This window comes from Natrinema salinisoli (assembly GCF_020405205.1).
Lineage (GTDB): Archaea > Halobacteriota > Halobacteria > Halobacteriales > Natrialbaceae > Natrinema > Natrinema salinisoli.
The window spans coordinates 104,359-129,860 of sequence record NZ_CP084469.1 but is presented as its reverse complement, the minus strand read 5'-3'; the positions used below and the strand labels follow the sequence as shown (position 1 = coordinate 129,860).

The following is a 25,502-nucleotide window of genomic DNA, read 5'->3' as shown; positions in this document are numbered from 1 at the left end:
CAACGGTAACCAGAACCGGCTAGTCCCTTATATACGCTCATGGTTTTGTTTTGAGAGAAAGAGAACGATATCTATGGGGTGTCACTCGAACGACTCGAGTGTTGACTGATCTGGGGGTGAGGTTTGCTCGAGCCATTCCATCTGTTCGAACAGCCTCTTTCCTTGGAACGGCCACTGTACCGTGGGTGCTGCTTGGCGAAGTTCGTCACTGATTGGGTCAAAGTAGTCACGGCCAGCGAGGACGACAACTTCGTCAAAACTACTGAGCAGTGGGCGCAAATCGGCCATGACATCTGTGGCCCATTCGTTGGCCTGCTCGTTGCTCAGGTCGGCCATCGCGGTATCGTACGGTTCTAAAACAGTGGCTGGGTGAACTACCCCGTGTTCAGCAGAAAGGATACGCCAGGTATCGCATCCTTCGGCCCACTGCCGTTTTTTAGCGAAGTAGGTGGAGGTATAGAGTGACTTCGCTTCCGTCCGCGTATCACGTTTTTCGCTTCCACAGCCCACAAGCGCCAAGGTTTTCGTCATGACCCGTTTTATTGGTAGTCGCTGATACTTTTCTGGTTGGTGGTAAACTCGGTATTGTACTTGGTGAGCCGGTGCGTTGCCTGGAGGAGGATTCCGAACTCGAATGCCCCTGCGACCGAGTTCCGCATCTGTCCTTCGACCAGTCCAAATGGCTGTTTTTGCCAGTGCTTGTCAAGCAGGCCACCGTTGAGAATGGCCTGTGATGGACCGCTGTTATCGACGGACTCGATCAGGTCCGGATTATGCCGGAGTGATTCAACAAGGGCATCCGAGAGCCCCCAGCCCAGTCCGTGGAGGTCCGGCTCGCTACCGATTTCGTCTCGGAGGGCCTGAGCTTCGCTGATCCGTCGTTTAGGGTTCGCATTTTTGAGCCCGCCAAGCATGTACCTCTCCTCGAGATGACTGTCGACGACGATTTCCCTGATATCTTGTATATGATCGACATACGGAGGCTGCAGCGGGATATATGCCGGTGGGTGCCGGTCCGGATCATGGAGGTCGATAAACTCCTGGATGCTTTGGGTCGTTGCCTCTGTATGGTTTGCTGCCCCCGTCAGCTTTTCCAGGTCAAATTTGCGGTCATAGAGATGAAATGGCAGGTAGTCTTTGGCGACAACAGCTGTCGCGTCCTTCTGTATCGCCTCCTCAAGGATATCCTCGTTGGTGACCCGTGGATCAGTGATATTAGAATCCAAGATGCGGTGCTGACTCCGCCAGAACGATGCCGGAGCACACTCCCCAGCCTTCTGCAACCGATATGGCCAGGGATGTTTAAGAGACGAGGCCGCATAGATATTCACAGGACATTTCTCTAAGATCAGTTCTAAGCGTTGAAAATACCCTAAGACCAAATTCGGATCAAAGATTTCAAGATCGTCGGGTTCCGCGTGGAAGTCCTCGACTTCCTCCGCGTATGCCCCTATCTCAGGCCGTTTTCCCATAGCGTGGGTTTATTAGACCAGTTGGTTAAGCCGTTTGGGTTCCCGAACGAACCACGGTTTTATAAACACGATCGAGGCCAAAAGCCGGATGTCGGTTTTAGAGGTCAATCTGAAGCCTATCCTCGAGAAAGCCGCTAATACTCCCGCATTCGTTTTCACGAATATCACAGAGCTCGATATTGATATTTAATCCGCGGTACGTTACGTTTGCAGAGCCCTGATACAGTACTTGGTCTGTCACGATCGCTTTAGCATGAAGGTTTTCAACCTCTTTGATATAGGCCACGTCCGAGACACGAGGGAGTAATGCAGCAGGTCGAAGCCGATTGTGATCGTCTTGTGCGGGATCGACGACGAACCAGACATCAACGTCAAAGAACCGCACTGCTTCAGATAGCTGCAATTGGCGTTCAGAGAGCTGATCAGTTTCCGGGAACTGGACAGTGATGTCACTTACCCAGGGTGAGACGATCGCGATCCGCTCTGCGTTCAGGAACGCCGTCCCAAGGAAGGAGGCGATCAGGTCAGAGTGAATGGAAAATGTTCGTGCCATCGATTCGAGCTCCGGCCATCGCCTCGTTGTCGAGTATGTCTTCACCCCACTCATCGCCATCTTTCCGTGTGATCAGATGCTCATACAGCGGCTCCAGAACGGCAAAGCTCAGTACGTCATTTTGGTCTCCTGGAGCAATACTGTAAGCTTGGTGGAGGTTTTCGATACACCCATCGACATCGGGTTCTTCCAGTAGATTCCGCACCTTTTCAGCAGTAACGTCCAGATCATGGTCGTCGATGAGATCCTCAGCCGGTTCATGATCTCCGTCAACGAACTGCCGGTGGACAACGTCTTGTCGGAGGTCGTACGCGTTGTCCGGATCGATACCAGCATCTCTGGCAAATTCCCCGACCCGATCAGCCGTATTACGGACCATCTCAACGACGTCGTCGACCACGGTCTCTACAGCGACGGTGACACGGTCCTCGATTCTGCCTCGAACCGCATCCCAGTTGTCATTCTGGACAGCGGAAACGAACTCCGGATCGGTCCATAGATAACCGTTGATCAGCTGCGGATTAGATGCGACTCGGTTGATCGACCGAAGTAGCTTTTCGTGCTCCGCCTGGTCCCGGACATCATCAAAGAGATCAACGATACCTTGTCCACCTTCAGCGTACTCGAATACAGCGACCTGCCGATTCTCCGGGTTGATACCGTACAATAATTGAGCCTGGTTAACGCCACTCACGTCTGCGATGATCTCCAACAAGAGATGGGCAGCGGTGTAATGGATTGCAGTCTCCAGATCGCCGTCCGGGTTCTGGGTGTCAAATCTGTCACGGAACACCTGATATTCTTCTTCTTCGAGGAACGCATCGATAAACTCGTTGAGATCCCAGACCGCTCCTCGCGTTCTGAGTGAGAACCCAAGCGGTCGTTCGAATTCGATCAAGACCTCATCTTGGTTATCCCGGTCCGGATTAAACGGGGTGCTGCCCCCAGTCGTCGGATCGCCCATGGGATCTGCGGGAGTGATGGTCAGATCAACAGCGTCTAGTCGGACATCCGGGGACATATACGTGACAGTGATCCCATCCTCTGTTGGCACATCCTCGTTGAAGGCGGTAGAGATCTGAGGCTCCGAATGAAGCTGTCCAAATTCCATGGTATCCCCTCCATGCGGTCCAGTGTCCCAGAAATCACGCGCCACATAGAGTGACTCAGTACAGTACCGGACGATCGACTGGGCACGATCACCTGAAAAGTCCCGGACGCGTTTTACGGGCAGCGTGTTCGGCGTGATCACGTTCTGTCCAGGCTCCGTACTGAGACCGGCAACATCGAAGTAGTAATCCGCCTCTTCCTCTGGAGGAGCATCCTGAACAGGCGGGTTAAACATCTGCAGTGATTGGTCTGCCAGATATTTCGCCATGTATGGTGCATATTCAAAGAGAAGCGTAGTCAGCGGTGCTTCTGTACGCTGTGTGTCATTTTCATCACCGTCCTCATCATTATTCACAAACCGACGGTCATACAAGATATCGACACGGTCTTCTTCTTCGTCCTCGTCGTGTTCCTCTTCAGGAACGATGGAAAACGTCTCCCCTGCCTCAGCGAAGTACGATGTGGGCACGTAATGCGGTGGCTGGAGTTGTTCACCAACATCATCCATCGCAACGGCACGATCAAAGAAGTACACTCCGCGGAGCAACGCCTTAAACGCACGAACCATCAGATGGCCGTAAACCGTGTTTTCAGCATCCTCCCGCTCATACTCCTGACCGATAAAGCAGTACAATTCTTGTAGGGACTTCTTGAGGTAGTATGCCTGTCGCCACCGCTGAGATCGCTGCTGCAGTTCATCGTCTCTACGGATTCCACGAGCTGTTTGCAGCGCCTCCATAGCCTCCCCGTATCCCAGGTTATAGGGGAAAGAATCGGGTACCCCGTCCAACGATTGCGCGAGAGACGCCAGATCACCCTGAATGTCGTACAGCATTCGGTCGAGGCGGTCATACCGGTCACGGCGGTCTATTTCATCCTCAGTGAGCAGATCAGTGAGGTCCGCAAGGTCATCACGGATGTCATCGACCGTCTGTTCAGCAGCAGCAGTTTCCGACTCTGAATCGTCTATCAGGTCCTCAGTTTCTGTGCGCAGAGTACGCAATCCCTGATCTATCCACTCATCGAGGTCATCACGCCCCTCCAGCTGGAGGGTGAAGCGTGTCGCTGGTTCATTGACAAATCCAGCGATTTCCGTGAAGACGGCTCGGTCTTGGATGTCTTGCAACTCACGGTACGCCCGTCGCAGTCCATCTGTGGTCTCCAGTCCGTCCAAGTCACGGACTTGCTGCTGAAACGTATTTTGCAAAATTGTGTTAGGATTCTGGACCAGATGCAGAAATGCTTGGAACGAGGCTTCAGCTGAACCGTTGAGGAACGATTCAAGGAAATTTTCCCGTTGCTCGTTATTGGATAGTCCCGGCTGGCTCCGGAGTTGATAGATAATCTCAAAGGCGCGATAGAGTTGATCGTGAATCCAGATCAGAATCTCGTTGTCGACGTTCAGGGGGGTGGTGATTTCTGGTTCAAGGAACCGATCAGCTCGGTGGAACAGCGTTCTATCACCACCTTCATTTTCCAATGTGACAAGGAAATGAGCGTCATTCCCCTCTTGGCGCGAAGCACGACCGATTCGTTGAACGAACTGGGACATCTCCCACGGTGCCCGGTACTGGCTGATCACCTTGATGGCTGGAATATCAATCCCTACTTCGAGCAGGGAAGTACTCAGTATTAGGTCCGTGTTCCCGAACTCGTCTGCTCCAAGACGGAGATCAGATGTGGTCCGCTCAATATTGAGGTCATCTTGGATAAGCTCGTGTCCAGGAAGTGTCTCAGTTGGCCTGGCGGCTCTATATGGAGTCTCATTGGCGACCGCATCCCAGTCATCCTCATCAGTATCGTGATGACGCCACCGCCCTTCGTTTTCGAAATCCCGTATCTGGAAATACCGTTGGTTGACCTGACTCACACTGTCGATAAAGGCAAGCGCCTTCTTTCGCTCGCGGTCATCACGCTCGTCCAGAAGCGCATGCGCAAACAGCAGGATTTGCTGGATAAACGTGGAACTCGTTCCGACTTCCTCTGCCGAAGTCACAAAGTGGAAGTGCTCCGTGTCGTCGGTCTCACGTTTATCCTCTGGTCTTGTCCTGATCACGGAGGTACTGCCTGAATCTACTCCGAACAAATCACTGCCGAACTGTTTGGGCTGGGCGATCGTTGCACTGGAGCCAATATACAGCATTCCGACATCGTCATCGACTCGTCGTGCGATCGACTCACGCGTATTTTTGATAATGCGTGAAGCGTGCGATCCGTAGATACCGTTATAGAGATGAACCTCATCAAACACGACCGTCCGGAACTCGTCGATTATATGGTAATTTGGTTTGAGTGCAAAGTTTTCTAAGGAGTTGATGGTCGTAAGTAAAATGTCGGGAACATCTCCTCCATTATCCGGCTGCATAGCAGAACGCGATAGTTTCAGTGTGTCTTCCCCGAACGTGGGACCATCTGGAGCTGTCAGCGCATACGCGTCGTCATCCCACTCTAGTGCAACGGGGTCGTCTTCATGCTCACCTCCTGTCCACTGTGCAACCGCGAATTCACCGTCTTCAACGAGCGAACTTGTCGCAACATCACTGTTATCCCGCGGAACATTGCCGTTATAAATCCCGATCGAGATGTTGGCGTCGTATTCCTCGTTCATCTCATGTAACGTGACGAGGAAGCGCTCAAGTTGATCTTCAAGCAACGCGTTCCGCGGATAGACAATCGCGGTTTTCCCAAATCCCTCACCGTTGTTGAATGCGAGATCGTGGAATAAGGGTCCAGAGAATCCTTCCGTCTTGCCGAACCCAGTTGGCGCGGTTAACATCGCAGCTTGAGTTTCACCTTCATCTGACCGGGCTCGCCGCATCTCCTTCAAGCGGGTCCAGCATTTTTCCTGGAACGGAATCAACTCTTCAAATCCAAGGACATCATGCAGTACCTCCTCAATGTATTCGTCTTCTCCATCATACGATTGCCTATCAGGGCGTTGAACTGGCTGAGAATGATATTTGAGGGCCTCTGTTACTGGAGTAGGATTTGCATCATCGGCACCCCAACGCTGGTGATTTTCTACGATAGCCTCGAGAAGTGTTTGTACCTGGGGGTCAAACCGGTCGAAGTCTGAGTGCCGATCCGCATAGTCCATGGCGAATGAGTGCCACCGGTCTGATCATTAAACTTGCCTTATAGCAACCTCCTGACCACTATCGGACGAGATAATGATACGCGGGTTGAAGATCAAGACAGCATATCTTTTTAAAAATGAAGTCACGGAACCAGTGTAGAGGTAGAAGTTAGAGCGCCTGCCACGCCACTTGGTGTCGCCGGTCGCCATCCTTCCTCCTAGAGGATTCGTCGACACCTGCGAGTGCTGTTCACCTCGATCGGGTGTGGCGGGCTGCTCTCTCCTCACTTTCCTTCTGATTCTGACTGCTGATACGGGTTTGACTGAGAGTCTAGAGAAAAAGAGAGAAGGAGAAGAACCAGTGATGCAGCATCCTTAGCGGTCATGCTGGTCCTGATATCGGTTGCCAGCAAACCAGGAACCGAGTTCGACGGGTGACGCGTTCCGGTCCACCTGACCACCGAAGTACCCGGATATGAACGCCATGCCGGGGTGTCCTTGCTGTGGAGACATTAGGTGGTCACCTCATCGGAGACATCACCCTCGAATGCGTACGAGGTCCGGCCGTTCTCCTCTTCCTGTTTGACAACGGTTTCGTCGTAGGTTTCTGCCCAACGCTGGATATGCGGGGGCAGATCATCGTGTGCGAGTGCTGTTCGATTCATAATATGAATCACCTGATAGTGGTATGTTATAAGCCAGTTTATATAATTACTCCTCCAAGGTGTTGGTTATATAAACGGTTTTCGCGCACACATCTACAGCCATGAACCGGCGAATCCTTGCAGTTCTCTTCGGGATCGGACTACTCGTTGTCGCAGCCGGAATCAGCTCACTCTCTGTTGGTAGCAGTGACGGATTTGATCCCAATCCCAGTGTAGCAGGGACTGACGACAGGATCAGTATCGATACGACCGTCAGCAACCCGACACTGTCCTCGCGGATTCTCCCGTTTGACCTCGAGCCGCCGTCGCTGGCCGTCGTCGACACCGTCGACGATACATACGCACCCGGTGACACCGTGGACCTCGAGTTCACCGATACCGCACACACCAGTTGCGACAACACCGAGTTCCGCGTCGAGGTACGAGAACCAGAAAGCAGCGTCACCGATCTTCGCGGATCCAACTCGCTGCAAAAGTACGACGGCTCAGTCATGACTGACCAGCTCGTGACCGGTGAGGTCACCATCCAGCTCCCGGATGATGCACCCGCAGGAGAGTGGGAAGCCATGGGGTATCTGTACTGCCTGGACGACGACTCGGTCGGCGATCCAGATCACGATACGTTCACCGTCGAAACCACCTCGCCTGATCCAGAGCCAACAGACGACTCCACAGATGATACAGACGATACGGATAGTGACGATGGAACCGACGAAACCGATGATACCGAAACTGACGGTGACACCAGTTCTGACGATAGCGACAGTGAAGACAGTACAGATACCGGTGACAACACGGATGAGACAGTCGATGAAACAGATGATACCGGTGATGACGAGGAGCGCCACTGGACGGTCGACGCGGTCCTCGATCTCTGGGAGCGGATAACCGATGTATTCCGATGATACGACGTGATGTGTGATGGGACGAATACTCGTAGTTTGCGGCGTGGTACTTGTCTTGGCTGCTGGCGCGGCCGGCCAAACAACAAGCAACAGTACAATCGATGACGATGCGGATCCGCGGCCCGGTCTCATCAATGCGGACAGCCCACTATATGGTCTAGATGTTGCACTGGATACCGTGTGGATATCGGTCGGTGTGAAGCGGGCCAGTAGCGTAGTCGAGGAACGCGCATGGGAAGCGTTGGCCGCAGCAGAGGACGGTGATACGGCGGCCGCAGAACAAGCGGCAGTGGATGCATCCCGGTTCGCACAGGTCGCACACAGTGTCAATGATGACGGGAGCAATCCACAGCGACAGCTCAGGGATGCCGAAACGTTGCTCCGGGAGGTCCGCGACCGTGTCCCAGCGGAGGCGCATGACGGATTGGATACGGCGATCAACCAGGTAATGCAGGCCCAGCAGCGTCTGCCGACCGATCTGCCGGCGAATCCGGAGATCTCGGACCGGCCAAGCGCTGGAACACCAACGCCAGCTGCAAGGGGTGAACGGTAAGATGGGATACCACAGGAATTCGGGACCGGTGAACACGCCGAGTGACCTGGTAGGCCGCACTATCAAGGACGACAAGGGCCGCCGATACACGTATGAGAACTTCTTCCGGGTGGGCGGTGCCCATGCGAAGCGCGAAGTGAAGCGTGAGGGCGAGCGGATGAAGGCGAACAACGAGATCCGCAACTACCGAGTCAAGAAGTATCGGAACGTCCGCGTCCAGAAATACCCGAACGGCAAGTTCACTCGATCGACGATTTACGCGTTATACACGCGGTGATCCGTGCTGTGGATAATCGGCGTCGGGACGAGGAACGGTGGCTGACCTCCGGGCAGGCCCGGTGGCTGAAACGCTTCGGCACCGTGTTCGTCCTGAAGATGCTGTTTCTCGGCGGGTACCTGCTGCATTCGATGTATCTCGGATGATCTCTCGGTACGCTACCATGACACATATAAATCGGCAACATGTGTAGGGAAACGCTTATCTCGGACACGCGGATAGGACGGTTGATCATGACAGATCACCCCTCCGATAGCGCTGACAAGTCATCGGACACGACGAAGAACGTCACGGTCTCCGCGCCGGCCGCCACCGCAGAAGCGACCGCAGTCGCCAACGCATCAGTCACGATCGGGTTCTCCGCGGACAACATCCGAGACAGACTGGAGAATGGTACAATCACTGAAGCACTGGTGATGACGTCGACCCGCCTCGAGAGCGTCCTGAGCCGGGCGATCGCGGACCGGTACGACATCACCGACGAGCAGTTCGAGAAGCTGTACGGCCGGGAGAGCCTCGGCCGGTACCAGGACATGACGGCCGTCCTCGGGTTGTTCGACGAACACCAGGAGACGCTGCAGGACGTGGTTCGATACCGGAAGAACCTCGTACACGAATACGGCTACCTCGAGACGCTGGATATCGATGACGACGAACGGGAAGCGGCCAAAGCCGTAATCGAGGACGCGATCACGTTCATCGAACAGACCGAAATCTAACGCCGCTCTTCGGCGGTTCGCCTCTAACTGCTCGTAGGACAATCGGTCTCCCGCTCGCGGTTCGCCTGACTTAATCTGCAAATTTACTTAAATACTCTTCACGCATATCTTTACGGGAATTCCGAGGGGGCAGGGCGATGGTCGAGATCAGGCTGAGCACGTACAGGGATGACTACATCGATCGACGGAAAGCGAAACAGGCCGAGACCACGGCCGATCAGAAGGCGATCACCGTCCGCCACCTCACGGACTATCTGGACGACGAGCAGGAAACGATCGACACCACGGAACCGTACGAGGCGTTGGACGCGATCCGCGATTTCTTCGAGACCGACCGGATCACTGTGTCAGGTACACGGCTTTCGCATATCCGGGATTTCCTTGAGTATGTTGCGTCGCACCTGGATTCGACCCGTGCCCAAGACCAGCTGCTGGACATCCGGGATAAGGTGGAGAAGGATCGGTGGCCGGAGGAAGCGTTTGAGTCTGGGGAGACGGAACCGGAGTTCATCCGGACTGATGATGTCCGTCGTGCCTGCCAGCTGGCGTCGGACCGCGGTGAGCGGGCGATCCGGTTCCTGTTCGAGACCGGGTGTCGGCTCGGTGAGATGCGAGCAGTCACGGTCAATGATATCGATTTCGAGCATCCGGAGGTCGGGGCAGCCGTGTCGATCACGAAGAAGAAGACGGAGAAGAACACGATCGAGGCGCCGAAGACGCAGGCCGGATACCGGACCGTTGAATTGACGCCCAAGACCGCTGACCTGCTTCAGAACCACATCGAGGAGAATAATCTGGCTGCGGACGACGAGGTATTCCCCATGTCGCCGAACACGTATCGGAACCATGTCGAGGCAGGGTTTACCGAGGCCGGTGTGTGCATCGACCCGGAGAGCGGTGAGACGGAGATGACGCCGCACTGGCTGCGGCATAACCGGAACACCCGGATCAAGAAAGAGGAGGGATCGGAGGCGGCACAGCAGTACATGGGTCACGGGAGTCAGGACGATAAGCAGGATGCGGCGACGGAGATGACCGACCACTACACGCACTACGATCCGGACGAGGTCCAGTGCATCGTCGGTACCGAGGACTGGTTCTGAGCCTATCTCTGGTTGGAAAAGGCAGGGTAGGTGATTGAGATTCGTGCTGGACCACGGACTACGCACAAGACCTATCGGCCTCCTTTCTAATCAACTAGCGAGAACGATTCATGGAGTTGGAATCGGAGCACCGCGATGATCTCCGCCGCGAGGAAAAGCCGCAACAGATGGCGGAGAATCTTCCCGACCTCTTCACACTGCACGAACAGATCGTGTTACGTGACCCGATCAACATCTCGGAGGTATTCGGGAAGGAACCAGACCAGACTGTGGCGTTCGAAGTGGCACTGGCAGCACTCATCGCGACTGCAGTCCTCACAGTATCAATCTCGTCATCGCTGCTGGAAGCAGGTGGGACGATCGCTGCGCTACTATTGCTGGGGATAACCCTGGTCCGGAAGATGATACTGGACAACGCGTTCATTGACACGGATCAGATGATGCGGAAAACCACGGGTTGGATGCAGTATCTGATCATGTTCTCGGCGATCTATATGGCGGTCTTCGTTGCGGAGTCCATTGTCGCGGTCGTTTCAGGGGACGTCCTCCTGGTTTTGGCGATAGGATTGTTCGTGTCCGCGTATGCGCTGCTGTTTCTCTATGAGTTCGTGTTCGGCGATCTCTTCTTTTGGGTGGCAGTGAAGCTCCATAATCGGGCTGTGAAGGATCGTCGCAGCTATTTCAACCATGGACTGCTGGAGAGTGCACGGTTCCTGCTACAGGTGTCACTAAAAGCATTCAATGACGAGCATCCGGCAATACGGAAGATCCAGTATCAGGGAGTGAACCGGCAGGTTCAGGGTTCGAAAGAGTTCACCATGTCCGTCGTGCTCGGGGCGACGTTGGGAGTGCTGGTGGTAGGTGCGTTGATCTCGGTGCCGATCATGTACTGGGTGACTGGGAGTACGTTGTTGTATACGGTGATATTGACGGTGTTGTTAGGGCTGTCGGCATTACCGCTTCAGGGACTGTTCCAGTTTGTTTTGTCCCGGTATGGGAACGCGTCGTTTGAGGAGGTGAGTGGGCTTCGCGATGATGTGTTGCCGATGCTGGTGATGTTGGCGGTGGCATTGGTCTACGAGGTGGAGCGGACTGGCCTGCTGTTCGGATAATTTTCGTCGCTGAAGGAGGAGCTCACTGGAGTGGTGATCGGCTGATTGTAGATTAGAGGAAGTAATCTGCAAAACAGGTATCGTCGGGACTTAGGCGGTCTACTCCCGAAATACTCTCTATTTTTGTGGTGTCTTCGTTCGCTATTCTGGTATACCAGAATCTGTAATAACAGAAACATATAAAAACGAATTCTGTTCAATGATATATATGTCCGAAAGCGACGATGAGACCATCTCTTTTCCCGACTTGCGATACAGCGACAAGTCACTGAACCAGATCTGGGACGGAATCAAGGATATCTATTCGAATCAGGACCGGGTGTACAACCAGAAGATCGTCGAAAACGCGGACAAACTGCCAGAGGTCTATCCAGAAGAGACACTACGAAAACAGGTACTCTCGAAACTCCGAGATGCACTCGAGGAGAAGGACATAATCGATATCGATCACGAGCGAGGAGGAAGAGAAGGAACCGGGGGCGCACCACGGAAAATCTGGGTCTTCAAGGATCACAAACGGGGGAGTCAGGGCGAGGAAGGTGATCAACAATAGGACTGCTCAAATGGTTCTTGGGAGTCTACGGCGTGGTATACGCTGGGCTGGGCGTAATCGGCATGATTTCAGAACAGGCAGGATGGGGACTAGTAACTGACGAGCGTGTATTGTTGTGGTTCATCGGCGGACTGATACTCATTGGTGTCGCCCGAACCATCCATCTCCTCGAAACATACGATAACACCGGAGAGAGTGACGGACAGTGACTACCACAGTAATCACACAGGTCGAATATGGCTACGTCGAACTCCGAGAGATGGGTCGTATCAAGCGGAAACGGTTGTTCCGCGATATCTTGAAACAGGAGACTGCGGTCAGTATCCACGAAATGGGGGAACTACTCGGCGTCACCGTACCACGGACGACCAGAGACTGCAGATTGTACGGACTCATCCGGAAAACCCTGGAGGCGCTCGTCGATGACGGGATCGTAGACAAGACCCAGGAAACTGAGCCGACCAAGTATTATCTGCGGACCGGACAGGAGAAGCCGTTGACACGGGAGGAACGGTTATTCCAGCGGTGGGAGGACGCATTGAAAACCGAGAACGGCTGGTTCGATTTCGAGGAGCTTGAAGAACTGACTGGTAGCGTATCCTCTGCCCCGGTCACGAACCGGAAGATCACACCGTTCATCGAGTACGTGAACGACCGTGACGTGATCCGTATCCGCCGGAGACCGAAAGGCGGGAACGGCATCCAATACTTCGTGAAAGGCGGTGAATCGACGGATCGGTACGAACACTTGAAGGAGCGGTTACCGGCGGGTGAGCACGTTGTGGATACGGCAGTTGCCAAGGGGCGGCGGCCGTCCGTAGCTGCGGCTACCGTCCTGTACTTTCTCGACGAGGATACGACACAGGAGGAGGCGTCGGACATGTTCGACACGAGTCCGGTGTCCATCCGAAGCAACCGGGACTGGGTCCGAGAGCAGCTCGAGGATGCCGGGATAGCGATCGATAACGAAACTCTGGGGGGATAATCGATACTATGTTCGGACTATTAGAAAAGCAGCAGATTGAGCGCGAATCTTATGTCTTAACCAAACGAGGAAAGAACTGGTTCAAACTCCAGTCCGGTGCAACCCTGGGGATCGCTGGAGTCGCACTGGCTAGTCAAAACATCAGCGGCACGATGGCACTCGGATTCTGGGTTCTAATGATCCCTATTTCATACGTCTTGACAGGCCAGGATACCGAGAAAGGTGATAGCTGATCGACTGGGGCCGCGTATGGATACGGCCGTCAATCGGTCTCTGGTTCGGGGGTGGGGAAGCCGGTGAGAAAGATGCAGAAGGTGCTGGCGCACAAGGCGGACTCGTCCTCGGGGATTTCACCGTCACACTCGGCCTTTTGCTGGGCGGTGTACTCGGCTTCGGGAAGAAATATGGCCTCTATACTGGGCTGATGGGTGCGTTCGCACTGGCTCCGCTTCTCGGCTTCGGATTCATCGGGGTTCCGATCGGCGTCCATTATCGGAAAAGTTCGGTATCGGGTTGATCATCCCGGTCCACACGACGGAGTGGTGGATCGGTCTGATCGTCGGATCAGTGCTGTTCACAGTACTGTGGTGGTTGAACAATGAGTGAGATAGACCATACGGAGGTGAGAGGTAGTGACGGCCACAGATGTTGACGAACTTGATGACCTGCTGCAGTATGCATTCAAACAGGGCCAGGAGGTTGGCCTAGTCCCGGCAGAAGACTACGGAATCCACGTGACGATCGACGGCGTATCGATCACGGAAACCAGGAACGACCGAGATGAAGGATTGCCGTGGGAGCATTTCGAGATGTGGGCGAATCCGAATCCCTCTCCTGCCGCTCAGAAGAAGATTGACGAGCTAGTTCAGTGGTTCATCTATGAGCATATAGACACGTCAGGCGACGTTCCACGGCTGCACGACAGCGGAGTCCCTATTGAGCAGATTCGGATCATGCACGAGGAAGGATTGTACACACACCAGATCGTAGACTGGCTTCCAGACTCAGTGAACTTTAGACAGGTCAAGGCTGCAGTCGCCTATATAGAACGCTCCCAACAGACGGGTGATGCGGAGTGAACGACGATACCAAAGCAGTATCCATGATTTTCGCGGCACTGATAGCTGCTACCATTACCGGTGTTACGATCGACGCCATCCTCCCGTGGAACCTCGGTATAGGGATGCTGTTCTCTATAATTACGTTCCTGGCTAGCACAGGATTCTTCCCACAGTGGTACCTTTCAGGCGGGGACTGGACGCAGAACACGAAATTCGCCGATATCCATCTGCATTTGAAGCGGCGGCATTTCGTTACCGCCGCGATCGGCCGATGGTACGTCCCACACGGTATCGCCACCAAACTCGGTGATATGTATCGGTGTGGCGGCCGATACGTGTGGAAATCTGGAGATATACATCTAAATCTCCCAGTGATCTCATCATGGGGATTAAACGATAATCAGACCATGCGGGAACTGGACGTGGGGACAGTAGATTCGGCTGTGGAGTCAGTTATCGAGCACGAAGCAATTCACAGTGCAATCCACAGCTGCTCCGGCGACATATACAACGAGGTCCGCGACGAGTTCCGGTCCAAGTTCCGACAGTCAGGTTTACTCGGCAAGGCACAGATATTCCTGAAGTCAGCTCCGTTCCATTCGGCGGTCGGTGGGAACGAGGAGTGGGCCGTGGATACGTTGCAACGGAGTGCCCGCGAAATCCCAGTGAACCAAAAGAACGCTGGAAAGGGTGATACGCAATCGAATTGAAACGGTGGTTGACCGTTTCGGTCCTCTGGTCGGTCGGCGTAGTGTGTGCGGTAGTAGGCGCGTCAAGGGTGATATTTTGGAGTCAGCAAGCAGATCCACTCATATTTAGCTGGCTGTTCTTCAAATCTACAGCCATCTTTCTAGTCGGGGTGAACGCGGCATTTGCAGCGTTTATCATCCTATTTACAGATAGCAAGAAACACGGCGAGGGTGATGCTGCTGGCAATTGACCGCGAACAGATCAAGGAGGATTTCGAGGCGTTGCAGTTTCCGATCCTTGGGATAGTCGGCGGAATCATTGGTATCGGCCTCGCTACAGCATCGATATTTTGGGACCACATCCTCTTCGACATCCTGTACTGGTCCGCGATACTAGCTGGGGCCTTTCTGTTCCTGAATAATCTCTATGAACGGTACACGGTCTCAGAGAGCGGGAAGAACGTTGGAGGCAATAGCAGTGAGTGACTGGACAGAGGTTGATGCAGAACAGGGTGATCCACAGTGCCCCGAGTGCGGTAGTCCAATGCAGCCATCGCCGGACGGCACCCACTGCAAATGCTACGGATGCGACGAGGAGTACGAGTACCGGCGACAAACACGGTACATGGTCCGAAGACCCACAGAAGACGGTGATACACAATCGAACTAACCAACCAACACGACGATGCTCACACACAGACAAACCACTTTATCGTTTACAGCGGATGGGTGATCGCCGTAGTACTCGCGGTTTTCCTGATAGCACCGACGCTTCCCGATCTCTCAGGAGACGGTCCCGTAGACCGATCCGGCGAACCCAACGACACAGAATCTTCTCAGCAGGACTGGGTTCAACCGGCAAATACGAGCGGTGAGACATTGACGTGGGAGAATCGGCCGCGGATTGGGAACGACACTGCTGAAATCAAAGTCCACTATTTCGCGGATTTCCGCTGTCCATACTGCCGGAGATGGTCAAAAGACGTGTATCCGAAGCTGTACGAGGAGTATATCGAACCTGGAACAGTCCAGGTAGTGCACCGGGAAGCGCCCATTCTTGGAGGAGATTCAAAAGAGATGGCACTGTTGTCACAGTGCGTCTGGCAGACTGAACCGGGGAAGTACAGGAAGTGGTGGAAAGACGCCTTAGAATCGGAAACGGACGATGTGGAGATGCTGAAACACGAGACAGGAGCGCAGATGATCTGCGACCGTGAACAGCTGAAAGAGCGCATAGAACAGGACGTGGCGGAGGGCTTACAGTTCGACATGCGGGGCGTACCGTTCTTCATCATCCACGACACGGTGTCAAACGAGACAATGACGATCATGGGAAATCAGCCCTGGCCGGCGTACCGTGACGTACTGGAAACCATGATGGAGGAGCCATAACAGGCCATATCAGCGGGTTACCGATTCAAGGACAGAAGCCTGGGTATAGGGGGGAAATCGAACGTGAAACTAGTCTGGACTGACGACGATATCGCCGACGTGGAGCAAACATTCGACGAGCAGGTAGCGGAAGCACTGCAAGATGATCTCGCGGAACTCGAGCAGCAGATAGACGGATTCACTCGGAAGAAGCACGTCCGGAAACGGATGAACACGGTCTGGCGGAACTTCATCGGTGAGCGCTATCTGAATCCTGGTGGCCGAAGTTTCCGCGCCATCTACATCATCACCGGCCACGGTACCGTATTCTATGACGTCATCAAGAAACGGAAGGAGAAGCAGCACGCCCTGTTCCGGAGTCTAGAGCAGAACCGGGAACAGGTCATCCGGGATGCCGAACTGAAGATCGCGGAAGCATTCAATGGAACAAGTGAGAGATGAGTTGGTGATCAGGGCCGGATCCGGCACCTGCCCAGACCGATCGCTTCGTTCAAAGTAAGCGCAAGTGAGCAATGTCGAAGGTGGACGACGAGTTCGAAAACGTAGACCGGAATCACCTCCTCAACGCAGTCTACGCCCTATATGAAGATCGGGCCGAAGGCGAACACGCCCTTAATGAGTTCGAATCAGATCTTGAAGCGACCGCTGCCGCCTACGAACATGCCGAGAACACGCGATAGACTGCGGGAAAGTGTTCTCCACCAGCTCCACGGGATCTAGAAATCTAAAAATCTAAATTTATAAAATATTTAATACTTTTGTGCTTCCATCACCAAGGTACTGGTGTATGGTAGATATCACTACCAGTACGATCAGTTGGAAGAGCATCGATGAACCGATCGAGGTCACTAATATCGACGTTCTTGCTGCGATGGCCGAGACTGATCCGAACGAGAACCACGGTACGAAACACTGGTACGTGTCCTACGGCGGTCACGACTACCCATTGAAGCATATCGTCGGCCGAGCGATCGCCCATGCAACCGGCACCGAACGACGAGAACCTCACACCAATCGCGGCGTCAAACTCGTGGAAGAACTCGGTTTCACCACGATAAAGATCGAGGACTAAACTCCTCCCACAGCCACCACGACAGCTCCTTTAGGAAAGTTGATTGTTTCTCACGATAGTGTCCGCAGTAGATGTTAGAGGAGATACAGCAGTGGATTGATGACAGCCAGTACGATAACTGGGAGGTCTACTTTCTAATCTGGGCTGCGTTCATCAGTCTCTGTATCTACGCAGAAATCCGACTGATCACAGGGATGCTGCGAAGTCTGGATACGACAACGTTCGCGTACGGGATGCGGCTGGGAGAGATATTCATCGCAGCCCTGCAGGGAATCATTGTCGGGATATTCGGCTGGAAGCTGTTCAGTCAGGGTGACACGTATTTTGCCGTAGGTACCAGCAGCTTCGATACGAAAGAGACCGCGTTTCTCGTGAAGATAGGGGTGATGACGCTGGTCGGGGTCGTGATCGGATTGGTGATCCCATCGATTGTCGAAACGTACGCCGAGTACGTGGTAATCCAGACCGGGGGCGCTGTCATCCTGCTGGGCTATGCATTGATCCACATCGAGATCCAGAACTGGAAGGCGCTAAACGAGTTACCAGTACTCCTCGCAGGATTCCTCCTCGCCTACGTTCCCGTCATCAGTTAACAGTACCACGTTTGAATTACGACTGATCGAGGTTCACTACGTGTAGTTCTAGAAGATCTGAAAACAGAGTGTTATTGCAGATCGAAGACTTTGACAGCGATCTTCACCGGCGTCCCGTTTTCAAGCTCAAACCGGTATACATTGTGGTCAGTGAAATCAGGAAGTTCCGTTACGTACTGATCATGGTGGTCTGTCGCTGTTCCTACACGGTCTCGAACCGTGTTGATGTTCGTCCGATTAGAGAATACCAGCAGTGCAGCATGGGTGTCTCGAGCGGTCAGATTCCCAAGCAACTGGCCAATCGCATCCGTGTAGACGGACTGGCCTTTCCAGAACTTGCACTCGGCGACGAATAGGTTCCTGTTCTCATATCGGAGCAGGATATCGGTTTTCCCGCCGCGGTTGAAGGTTTCTCCGGTCGCCAGTCCAGCGTAATGCGAATTGATACCCATCAAAAAGATATCTCGTAGGGATTCCTCGTCCAGATCTCGGACCCGGTCCGCCGATCGCTGGAGATTGACGCCAAGATCATTGATCACTTCCAAGACCTCAGTGAACGTCTGATCTGGCATCACCTCTATCGAACTATCTTCGTCCTGTGATGGCAGCTCAATATTTCGCTTCTTCTCTGGAGAGACATATCCAACGTCAGTGGTGCTACCGTCGTCAACATCCAGTACCTCCATCACCTGCTGATGGGTATCCTCGGTATCTCGCCGCCGTTCAATCGCTCTTCGCGCTTTTTGCTCCATCCGAGATTCCATCTTCCGGATACTGGTATTCAGCTGTTCAATATACCACTCGACGTCCTCCACCCAGTTCTCGATCTCGTTCTGTATCTTGTCCGCAATTTCGTCCGGATCCTTGTCTGCAGAATACTCGGCATAGTAAACGATCTCGTTGGATTTTAGCGAGGCATACGTAGGCGGGTTCAAATTGTGCTTTCCTGGCCGTATCTTCAGTAGGTCTCTGTCACCATCGAATGGGAGACGGACCTTGATCCGTTTGTAGGTCTTGTATGTGGGGGTACTCCGGTCGAGAATCATCAGATCCTGTCGGTGGCTGACATCCCGTTCTACCTCGCCACCGTCCTCTTTGATAGGGTCGTGGAGCGTGATCTGAGCGGGTGTGTATTTGGAGGCGAAAATGAGGGAAAGCGAGTCTGTACTGTTTTTCAATTCGTCAGATGTTAGCTGAGAGATCTCGTCTTCCATCACATCCTGCTGATTCCTCCGGTACTCAGAGAACCGTTTGTCGCAGAACAGATGATTGACCGACCGTGACATACGATTATCGAGGAAGGTTCACAGTATAAAACCATTCTAATTACCAGTCTTTGGTGGGGCCGGAAGCGCAACGGTCTGCGTTTGAACTAAAACCCTAATTCGGAGTGAGAACGTTCTCACTGCGGTGGTCAAACCCCCAGGATTCCCTCTCCTCCGAGAAAGCTGACTAAACGTTGACCGGACAGACCTCGACCGTACCCTCGCCGCGGACAACGACAGCGTATCCAGCGTACTCGAACTCGACGGTGGAAACGCCACCAGAATCAGACGTAAAGAGAGCGTTCAACGCTTCCGGATCGATCACGTTGTAGAGCGGTGGCAGATCAACATGATCAACACCTTCCGCCTCGGCAACGGCGGAGACAACCGCATAGACAGGAGTATTCTCGGTATCCTGCTCCCATTCGGCAGTAGTAGACGGAGTCAATTCAGCTGAAGAGTCATCCGTATTAACCGGTGTGCCCATCTCTCCCATGGACCCTGAACTCCAATACTCCGCTATAAAAGGATTGCCAAATTCTGTTGAATAAGACACGGTCTTTCATGTTTGACGGGACGCTATCATCCCTATTCTTATGTCGCTGACTACCATGAGGTCTGATATGTACGACCTCACCGGCTTCCAGCGCGACCTGCTCTACGTGGCTGCGGGACAGGACGAACCACATGGCCTGGCGATCAAGGAAGAACTCGAGGACTACTACGAGAAAGAGATCCACCACGGCCGGCTCTACCCGAACCTCGACACCCTCGTCGACAAAGGATTGATCGAGAAAGGAGAGGCCGATCAGCGTACAAACGTGTACTCAGTCACGCGGCGAGGGACGCGGGAGATCGAAGCCCGGCGTGACTGGGAACAACAATACGTGGAAGACCTCTTTTCCGAATAACCACTATCCTCTCCCAGCTTTGAAACGGGCAGGATAGGAAACTGTACGACAGTACCGCGATAATTCCCACAGAGCTATATTTTTGCGGTGAGCGCGAGAGTTACATGGCAAGTCCATGGAACGGATTGTATAAGGTTCTTGATACACTGGATGAAAGCGAGTTACGGGCGATTCGCCGCCGGTGTGACTGGTGTGAGGTCGAATCACCGGGAAAAGCGAAAACATCCTTTTCAAAGCGGATCCGCGATTCTGTGCGAAGTTCCGTGGAGGACGGTGATTACTCATTTGATCAAATCGTCAGGCAGATCCATTCCGAGGTTCTTCGTGAAGGTCCCTATCTGCCGGAAACCCGGATCAAACATGTTCTCATGGATACCTCGATCTGCGGTGATGAACGACCACGTGAAGTCATGGTGTCAATGCAGATGTACGGTGCTCTTCGCAACGAGTTCGGGGATGACTACAGGGTCTATCGCGAACATAGCGTCCACGACCATACCCGGACACAGTTCGATCTCTACGTCGAGCACATCCCTACCAAGCGGTGTTATCTGATCGAGACAAAGATCGCAGGAAACCTGTCGAAAAACGATGTGCTGGGACAAGTCTACAAGTATAACCGGATTCTGGACGAGGAGACGGACAAGGATCGGGTGAGAACCTTTCTTTTTGTGCTGGCAGATGATGAGGACAAGTGGTGGGGTGAGGTCGCCCAAGACCCGGATAGAACGATCAGTGACTGTTTCGAACTGTCTGAAAACCTTGAGGAAGAAGTTGAAAAGCAATCGAAGACAAAGGTGATCAAGCGCGTTCTTGACGAGGAACTTGTCTGATCGGTCAAGACGGCAAAATCGTTTTTCTCCCTCTTCCTCAATCCGCTACCCGAACGTTCGGACTCCCACGGAAACACCGGTCCACCACGGACACGGCAAACCACCAGAAGTGTGGACACACTGATAATATGGTTGGGTATGTGTCGTGTAGTCTGCGGTGCCGATGATCGTTCACGACTGCGCCGACCGATTCGCCGAACGGCACAGCGCCCAGCATACGATCGAACCAATGTTCTGCACCTGCGGCAGCTACCGACTGCCCGGCCACGACGGGTGGCGGTGCCGCCGCGGCTGCGGACAACCCGCTACCGATTTCGATTTCACGACGACTACGCCACAACGTAACGAGCCGTCGCGGTACGTGCCCGAGGATGCCAAGTTCCTGCCGACCACGACCGCGAACTGTCCGGAATGTGGGAACAGCGAGGCTGAGTTCAAGCAACAGCAGATACGGTCTGTCGACGAACCGGTTACGCGGCTGTACCGGTGTACCGCGTGTGGTCACCGTTGGCGGAAGGACGGCTGATCTTTCTCTTCCTGCTTCAGTGAGAACGTTCTCAGAAGAGTGAATCTGGGTGGCACTCAGGACTGGGATCAAACGGGCCGAGATGCCAATTACGTTCGAAACTGAGCTCCTTGAGGTCGTCTTCATCGTCCATATCCTCCACTACACTTACGTCGTCAACGTCTCTGTCAGAGAGGAATCTCTGTGTCTTGACGACATCCCGGGTAATATCCTCAATCATACCGAGAATCTCCTCGATCCCGTACTCCAACGTCATATACAGTTCCCGCAGTAGCACAAGATAGGTCTTCAATCCCAGAACTTCCCGTACGACACCGAGCAAATACGTGTCTAGTTTCCGCACGGCAAAAGATGCAGCGCGACTGACCAAACCGTATTTGATCATCACAATCTCCGCGACGAGTATCCCCATACTCATCAACATATTCTCCACGTCACCGGTGACCGTGTCCGGGTCGGATTGAGATACGGCACAGGAATCATCCAGCAGCTCCTCCACGGTAGATACGACAGGGAGTACCTGGCCAGTCCACCGTGTCCACCTCGCTGTCTCTTCTAACAGGGCCTCAGCCAGTGGTGCACTATACCCGGTTTTGTTCTCGATCACCTCAAGCACCGACTGGAGAACCGATGCCGTACGTTCCGCTCCGGATACGTCATCATCGATGTCGTCGGCGGTGAGACCATCCATCTCTGCAGGTACCTGACTGCAGATCTCATCCGCAATCTGCACCATTGTCTGTGCCAACGATTCGGATCCTGGAAGCAAGGTGTAGAAGGATGCGATCTCGTCTGTCGCCTCGTCGACGGCAGTTTCTTCCTCCCTGTACCGGGCACGGATCAACACGTCTACTGTTGTACTGTCATCCGCTGGTTCGGCGAGGACCTTACTGCTCCAGTCAAACACAATATTGTACGTTCCTTCCCCGATACGATGAGCGGCTTGCGTTGCCCGTTCCTCGGTTAGACAGTCCAGAGCCTTGATGTTCACAATGCTTTCGACATCCCACTTCTGCCGTTGCTGCCACCATTTCCCTATATTATCCATATGAATAGTAGGGAACTGATGGGTGCCGAATCTTCCAAGATTAACCATTTTGGAGCCTAGAACGGGGTATGAACCGACCTGCACCTCGTACTCACTAAACCCATAATGATCCAGGACGAGAACGTCAGGTTCCGCTCCCGACTCTTCCGGCCGAATCTCGTACTCAATGACAGCAGTTTCATCGAACCGCGGAAAGGTATAGGCCTTGTACGGATCATCTTCTGAAAGATCAAATTCCTGCTGGGTCTCTGTAATCACTGAGTCGACAGGGCTGTCAGATGTAGGCAGATCCGATCGAGCGTCATCAGAGGAGGCACTGCCTGCAGCGGCCTGTACTGTTCCTGCCAGAGATAGAGAGATCGCGCCCGTGGTAGAGGCTGAAAGAAGTTGGCGACGGGAGAGACTCATTTACCCCGATTACCATACCAAAGCAAAAATTACTTTCGGGGAGTATTATCTGTTCTCCAGCAGATAGTCACGGCTCCTTCTCCTGTGATAATACCACTCTCTATGAGGATCTCCTTCAACAATATGAGTGAGTCATAGCTATAGCCCCTCACCACCTATTTCATACTATCCGCGAAACTGATCCGCTACCAGCAAAGAGGGTTGATGAGATAATGGCAAACGGACATACTGTTCTGGTTCCTATCCGGTACCCGCTAACAGCAAAAAGCACACAGACTCTCACCAGTGCCGAACGCATCGCACACGACTATAATAACGCACAGTTGATAATCTTCCATGTCAATCTCTTCCAATACAACGAAAACGTGAAAGAAGCAGAGATCCGTCAGGCAGTTACACCGGTACTCGATGATGTCCCGTTTTCCGTATCTATCCGCCAAGGTTTCCTGATTGAGGAAGTCATTTTAGAGGAAGCCCAGCAACGGAACATCGACGCGATCGTGATCGGTGAGAAGCAGAACCCGTTATGGCGCCGCGCAATTAATATGCTGCTCCGGAACGATCCAGATATCGCGCCATTCCTTAAAGAGAATACTGGGACAGATATTGAGGTCAAGACCGCTAACTGACCCTCTCGAAACGTACATGCCTAAGCTACAATAGAATAATTTTACTGATCCGCCATATTAGCGTCAGACGGACGTTAGACGCCAGTTCTTGCGTATTTTTGGCATAGCAATGGATCTCTACGCTGTCTGGGAAATTGAACAATGATAAACAGAAGACACCTCTTTACATGGAAACATTGGACGAGAGGCTATGGAAGGCACCTGCCGTATAACTGATACTGAAAGCGCAGACGAGTGGAGCGAACCAGCTATGAAGATTGTTCAGAAAGTTAGTCGGGCAAAAGGAGTCGATATCGTTGACCTTGAACCCCTCTACGACACAGTTGACGGCGATGCCCTCGATAGTCTGCTCAGAACTGCGGACCAGGATGTAGAAGTAACCTTTCAGTACGCAGGATACACCGTAACTGTTCGAGGCGATGGCCAGATCAGCCTTGGCAAGCAACCAGTCACCTCTAACCGTTGAAAATCCCAATTAGAGGTAACCACCTCACTCTAGCGTACGAAACGCTGTTCCCCCGCACGGACACCCATGGCCAGTACCGATGAGTCTGATCTCACCATCTGGCCAAACCCGTGCAGCATATGGTGATTGGCACTCCAGACAGACAGCAACGGTCCGGTTCGCGGCATCTTCGAATTTCATACGGCAAATGGAGGCAGAGACCGGTATCTGTGTATCACCCAACTATGCAAGGGATACCCTCCCGAACGATATCACAGCGACAGAAACAGCTCTGCAAATCAGGTTTCCGGGTGATCGTACCGGTGGAACCGGTACTTACCCTTCCGCATCACCCAATACCGGTCATCGAACTCGAGAAGATCATCGTTGTTGACCGCCTCCGAAAGCAGGTCCGAGATATTCGTATCGGGGATGCCGTGATCAGCTGCTAGGTCCGTGATTTCCTTGACAGTGGCTCCCGGGTTCTCCGCCACGACCTCCAGGATCTGGTCGTATTGTTCTTCCATCGGTCAGGAGATCCGGTGTTGGACGATCGCTTCGGCGCTGCATTCAGGACAGGTATCGATATCTTCGTCGACGGTAGTTCCGCAGCGCCGGCACTCGTACACGATCACCTCTTGGTTTGTCCGGGACAGCAGCCTGTCGACACCGTCGAATACCATGGATACAAGGATCACTCCGGATTTACGACGTCACGACACTCCGGGCACTCAGCGTATACGGCCGGTCCCATATCTGTCTCGTACTTGAGGATCACGTTGAGCGTCGTGATCTCGGCATGGCAGAACGGGCACGTACCGAGATCCGGAGGGTTCGTCGTGGACATGGATTTGTGAAGGTGACAGAGAGGGAGCGTGTGACTGTGACAGGGTGGAAGGGGTGATCCCTCTACTCCCAGTATAGTACCCAGATCTGTATATAGGCGATCCAACCGCGGTGAAACTGAAAATAGACGGAACATGAGACCGTCACATCCTATCCCGAAGATTCCCACCTAAACGATAGCCCGTGGCTTCCTTCTCTGGGAAAGGCAACGCTCTGCCCATACAGACAACGGCTCGGTTCCACAGCTGAGGTACACTGTGTTAGAGTTCGTGTTTGAGGTAGATACCAAGGTACCCACCAGCAGCACTCAAACCGACGGTATACAGGGCACCCAACATCAGCATAAAGATCGCCATCATACCGAATGCGAGGGGAGCACCACCAGTCCCGAAGCCAACGAAGAACATCATGAAGAACATCCCCATGAGTACCATCGGAATGAGCATGATGACCCCTGCGATAGCCCCGACTCTCAGTCCATCACCTGTTTCACCGCCCTCGAGGTAGCCTGCAATCGCCCCACCGAGCAACGTAGAAAACGGAACGAACGAGAGGATGACACCGGCAGCCGCTCCGATCAATGCATTGATCGCGGTACTGGACCCACTCTTATCAGTGGATGGCGTATCGACCGTCGTACCGGGAGGTGTATCAGAGGCCATACTGTAGAACTACTGAACCTACTGGTAAAAAGGATTGGA

At 53.4% G+C, this 25,502-nt stretch carries 35 protein-coding genes; 22 read left to right on the top strand and 13 right to left on the bottom strand.

Annotated features, from left to right (window positions below):
- Positions 1 to 81 precede the first annotated feature (81 nt).
- The 5 genes from LDB05_RS00675 to LDB05_RS00655 all read right to left on the bottom strand — a co-directional run bounded on the left by LDB05_RS00675 (position 82) and on the right by LDB05_RS00655 (position 6,876).
- Positions 82 to 531, bottom strand: a complete 450-nt coding sequence (locus tag LDB05_RS00675; RefSeq protein ID WP_226006005.1) for a DUF6884 domain-containing protein — start codon at positions 529 to 531, stop codon at positions 82 to 84.
- 8 nt (positions 532 to 539) lie between these two features.
- Positions 540 to 1,472, bottom strand: a complete 933-nt coding sequence (locus LDB05_RS00670; RefSeq protein ID WP_226006004.1) for a hypothetical protein — start codon at positions 1,470 to 1,472, stop codon at positions 540 to 542.
- Between the two features lie 97 nt (positions 1,473 to 1,569).
- Positions 1,570 to 2,025, bottom strand: a complete 456-nt coding sequence (locus tag LDB05_RS00665; protein ID WP_226006003.1) for a phospholipase D-like domain-containing protein — start codon at positions 2,023 to 2,025, stop codon at positions 1,570 to 1,572.
- Positions 1,997 to 6,232 (bottom strand): helicase-related protein, encoded by a 4,236-nt coding sequence (locus tag LDB05_RS00660; protein ID WP_226006002.1) that lies wholly within the window; start codon positions 6,230 to 6,232, stop codon positions 1,997 to 1,999. The genes LDB05_RS00665 and LDB05_RS00660 overlap by 29 nt, the downstream gene beginning before the upstream one ends.
- Before the next feature lie 491 nt (positions 6,233 to 6,723).
- Positions 6,724 to 6,876, bottom strand: a complete 153-nt coding sequence (locus tag LDB05_RS00655) for a hypothetical protein (RefSeq protein ID WP_226006001.1) — start codon at positions 6,874 to 6,876, stop codon at positions 6,724 to 6,726.
- A 101-nt stretch (positions 6,877 to 6,977) separates the two neighbouring features.
- On the opposite strand from LDB05_RS00655, the gene LDB05_RS00650 reads away from it, so the two are divergent.
- From LDB05_RS00650 to LDB05_RS00610, 9 genes are all read left to right on the top strand, one after another.
- Positions 6,978 to 7,781 (top strand): hypothetical protein, encoded by an 804-nt coding sequence (locus tag LDB05_RS00650; RefSeq protein ID WP_226006000.1) that lies wholly within the window; start codon positions 6,978 to 6,980, stop codon positions 7,779 to 7,781.
- 16 nt (positions 7,782 to 7,797) lie between these two features.
- Positions 7,798 to 8,334 (top strand): hypothetical protein, encoded by a 537-nt coding sequence (locus LDB05_RS00645; protein ID WP_226005999.1) that lies wholly within the window; start codon positions 7,798 to 7,800, stop codon positions 8,332 to 8,334.
- 1 nt (position 8,335) lies between these two features.
- Positions 8,336 to 8,611, top strand: coding sequence for a hypothetical protein (locus LDB05_RS00640; RefSeq protein ID WP_226005998.1), 276 nt, complete (start codon positions 8,336 to 8,338; stop codon positions 8,609 to 8,611).
- Between the two features lie 8 nt (positions 8,612 to 8,619).
- Positions 8,620 to 8,757 (top strand): hypothetical protein, encoded by a 138-nt coding sequence (locus tag LDB05_RS00635; RefSeq protein WP_226005997.1) that lies wholly within the window; start codon positions 8,620 to 8,622, stop codon positions 8,755 to 8,757.
- A gap of 87 nt (positions 8,758 to 8,844) precedes the next feature.
- Positions 8,845 to 9,330 carry a hypothetical protein gene (locus LDB05_RS00630; RefSeq protein WP_226005996.1) on the top strand — a complete coding sequence of 162 codons (486 nt, stop codon included), beginning with the start codon at positions 8,845 to 8,847 and terminating at the stop codon, positions 9,328 to 9,330.
- Positions 9,331 to 9,467: 137 nt separating this feature from the next.
- Complete coding sequence (locus tag LDB05_RS00625; protein ID WP_226005995.1) at positions 9,468 to 10,433, top strand: tyrosine-type recombinase/integrase; 966 nt, start codon at positions 9,468 to 9,470, stop codon at positions 10,431 to 10,433.
- A 110-nt stretch (positions 10,434 to 10,543) separates the two neighbouring features.
- The gene (locus LDB05_RS00620) at positions 10,544 to 11,545 is read left to right on the top strand and encodes a hypothetical protein (protein ID WP_226005994.1); all 1,002 of its coding nucleotides are present in this window, start codon (positions 10,544 to 10,546) and stop codon (positions 11,543 to 11,545) included.
- Between the two features lie 208 nt (positions 11,546 to 11,753).
- Positions 11,754 to 12,098: a hypothetical protein gene (locus LDB05_RS00615; protein WP_226005993.1), complete on the top strand. Its 345-nt coding sequence runs from the start codon at positions 11,754 to 11,756 to the stop codon at positions 12,096 to 12,098.
- Between the two features lie 331 nt (positions 12,099 to 12,429).
- Positions 12,430 to 13,083 (top strand): hypothetical protein, encoded by a 654-nt coding sequence (locus LDB05_RS00610; protein WP_226005992.1) that lies wholly within the window; start codon positions 12,430 to 12,432, stop codon positions 13,081 to 13,083.
- Positions 13,084 to 13,345: 262 nt separating this feature from the next.
- Here the strand turns inward: LDB05_RS00610 and LDB05_RS00605 are convergent, their stop codons facing one another.
- Positions 13,346 to 13,573, bottom strand: a complete 228-nt coding sequence (locus LDB05_RS00605; protein ID WP_226005991.1) for a hypothetical protein — start codon at positions 13,571 to 13,573, stop codon at positions 13,346 to 13,348.
- A gap of 142 nt (positions 13,574 to 13,715) precedes the next feature.
- Between LDB05_RS00605 and LDB05_RS00600 the strand changes: the two genes are divergently transcribed.
- The 8 genes from LDB05_RS00600 to LDB05_RS00565 all read left to right on the top strand — a co-directional run bounded on the left by LDB05_RS00600 (position 13,716) and on the right by LDB05_RS00565 (position 17,890).
- Positions 13,716 to 14,162, top strand: coding sequence for a hypothetical protein (locus LDB05_RS00600; protein ID WP_226005990.1), 447 nt, complete (start codon positions 13,716 to 13,718; stop codon positions 14,160 to 14,162).
- Positions 14,159 to 14,854 (top strand): hypothetical protein, encoded by a 696-nt coding sequence (locus LDB05_RS00595; RefSeq protein WP_226005989.1) that lies wholly within the window; start codon positions 14,159 to 14,161, stop codon positions 14,852 to 14,854. The genes LDB05_RS00600 and LDB05_RS00595 overlap by 4 nt, the downstream gene beginning before the upstream one ends.
- A gap of 213 nt (positions 14,855 to 15,067) precedes the next feature.
- Positions 15,068 to 15,319 (top strand): hypothetical protein, encoded by a 252-nt coding sequence (locus LDB05_RS00590; RefSeq protein ID WP_226005988.1) that lies wholly within the window; start codon positions 15,068 to 15,070, stop codon positions 15,317 to 15,319.
- A 243-nt stretch (positions 15,320 to 15,562) separates the two neighbouring features.
- The gene (locus tag LDB05_RS00585; RefSeq protein ID WP_226005987.1) at positions 15,563 to 16,225 is read left to right on the top strand and encodes a DsbA family protein; all 663 of its coding nucleotides are present in this window, start codon (positions 15,563 to 15,565) and stop codon (positions 16,223 to 16,225) included.
- A gap of 63 nt (positions 16,226 to 16,288) precedes the next feature.
- Entirely contained in the window at positions 16,289 to 16,666 is a 378-nt protein-coding gene (locus LDB05_RS00580) for a hypothetical protein (protein WP_226005986.1), read from the top strand.
- A gap of 71 nt (positions 16,667 to 16,737) precedes the next feature.
- The gene (locus tag LDB05_RS00575) at positions 16,738 to 16,905 is read left to right on the top strand and encodes a hypothetical protein (RefSeq protein WP_226005985.1); all 168 of its coding nucleotides are present in this window, start codon (positions 16,738 to 16,740) and stop codon (positions 16,903 to 16,905) included.
- A gap of 107 nt (positions 16,906 to 17,012) precedes the next feature.
- Positions 17,013 to 17,297 carry a hypothetical protein gene (locus LDB05_RS00570; protein ID WP_226005984.1) on the top strand — a complete coding sequence of 95 codons (285 nt, stop codon included), beginning with the start codon at positions 17,013 to 17,015 and terminating at the stop codon, positions 17,295 to 17,297.
- Between the two features lie 71 nt (positions 17,298 to 17,368).
- Positions 17,369 to 17,890 (top strand): hypothetical protein, encoded by a 522-nt coding sequence (locus tag LDB05_RS00565; protein WP_226005983.1) that lies wholly within the window; start codon positions 17,369 to 17,371, stop codon positions 17,888 to 17,890.
- Between the two features lie 71 nt (positions 17,891 to 17,961).
- Here LDB05_RS00565 and LDB05_RS00560 read toward each other — a convergent pair whose 3' ends face one another.
- Complete coding sequence (locus LDB05_RS00560; protein ID WP_226005982.1) at positions 17,962 to 19,104, bottom strand: hypothetical protein; 1,143 nt, start codon at positions 19,102 to 19,104, stop codon at positions 17,962 to 17,964.
- Positions 19,105 to 19,342: 238 nt separating this feature from the next.
- Positions 19,343 to 19,651, bottom strand: coding sequence for a DdfA family disk-determining factor (gene ddfA, locus LDB05_RS00555; protein ID WP_425498584.1), 309 nt, complete (start codon positions 19,649 to 19,651; stop codon positions 19,343 to 19,345).
- 127 nt (positions 19,652 to 19,778) lie between these two features.
- On the opposite strand from ddfA, the gene LDB05_RS00550 reads away from it, so the two are divergent.
- The 3 genes from LDB05_RS00550 (at position 19,779) to LDB05_RS23550 (ending at position 21,425) form a co-directional block, all read left to right on the top strand.
- Entirely contained in the window at positions 19,779 to 20,066 is a 288-nt protein-coding gene (locus LDB05_RS00550; protein WP_226005981.1) for a PadR family transcriptional regulator, read from the top strand.
- Positions 20,067 to 20,170: 104 nt separating this feature from the next.
- Positions 20,171 to 20,899, top strand: coding sequence for a hypothetical protein (locus tag LDB05_RS00545; protein WP_226005980.1), 729 nt, complete (start codon positions 20,171 to 20,173; stop codon positions 20,897 to 20,899).
- A gap of 163 nt (positions 20,900 to 21,062) precedes the next feature.
- Complete coding sequence (locus LDB05_RS23550) at positions 21,063 to 21,425, top strand: RPA12/RPB9/RPC11 RNA polymerase family protein (protein WP_425498583.1); 363 nt, start codon at positions 21,063 to 21,065, stop codon at positions 21,423 to 21,425.
- Positions 21,426 to 21,456: 31 nt separating this feature from the next.
- Here LDB05_RS23550 and LDB05_RS00535 read toward each other — a convergent pair whose 3' ends face one another.
- Positions 21,457 to 22,881 (bottom strand): hypothetical protein, encoded by a 1,425-nt coding sequence (locus tag LDB05_RS00535; protein WP_226005979.1) that lies wholly within the window; start codon positions 22,879 to 22,881, stop codon positions 21,457 to 21,459.
- Between the two features lie 212 nt (positions 22,882 to 23,093).
- Here LDB05_RS00535 and LDB05_RS00530 point away from each other — a divergent pair, with 212 nt between their 5' ends.
- Both LDB05_RS00530 and LDB05_RS00525 read left to right on the top strand, forming a co-directional pair.
- Entirely contained in the window at positions 23,094 to 23,510 is a 417-nt protein-coding gene (locus LDB05_RS00530; protein WP_226005978.1) for a universal stress protein, read from the top strand.
- A gap of 190 nt (positions 23,511 to 23,700) precedes the next feature.
- The gene (locus LDB05_RS00525) at positions 23,701 to 23,976 is read left to right on the top strand and encodes a HalOD1 output domain-containing protein (RefSeq protein ID WP_226005977.1); all 276 of its coding nucleotides are present in this window, start codon (positions 23,701 to 23,703) and stop codon (positions 23,974 to 23,976) included.
- A 278-nt stretch (positions 23,977 to 24,254) separates the two neighbouring features.
- Here the strand turns inward: LDB05_RS00525 and LDB05_RS00520 are convergent, their stop codons facing one another.
- The 4 genes from LDB05_RS00520 to LDB05_RS00510 all read right to left on the bottom strand — a co-directional run bounded on the left by LDB05_RS00520 (position 24,255) and on the right by LDB05_RS00510 (position 25,463).
- Positions 24,255 to 24,482: a ring-infected erythrocyte surface antigen domain-containing protein gene (locus LDB05_RS00520; protein WP_226005976.1), complete on the bottom strand. Its 228-nt coding sequence runs from the start codon at positions 24,480 to 24,482 to the stop codon at positions 24,255 to 24,257.
- Between the two features lie 3 nt (positions 24,483 to 24,485).
- Positions 24,486 to 24,638: a hypothetical protein gene (locus LDB05_RS00515; protein ID WP_226005975.1), complete on the bottom strand. Its 153-nt coding sequence runs from the start codon at positions 24,636 to 24,638 to the stop codon at positions 24,486 to 24,488.
- A gap of 11 nt (positions 24,639 to 24,649) precedes the next feature.
- On the bottom strand, positions 24,650 to 24,802 hold the full coding sequence (locus LDB05_RS23720) for a DUF7837 family putative zinc-binding protein (RefSeq protein ID WP_484549597.1): 153 nt from the start codon (positions 24,800 to 24,802) through the stop codon (positions 24,650 to 24,652).
- Between the two features lie 259 nt (positions 24,803 to 25,061).
- Positions 25,062 to 25,463 carry a DUF5518 domain-containing protein gene (locus tag LDB05_RS00510; protein ID WP_226005974.1) on the bottom strand — a complete coding sequence of 134 codons (402 nt, stop codon included), beginning with the start codon at positions 25,461 to 25,463 and terminating at the stop codon, positions 25,062 to 25,064.
- Positions 25,464 to 25,502 lie beyond the last annotated feature (39 nt).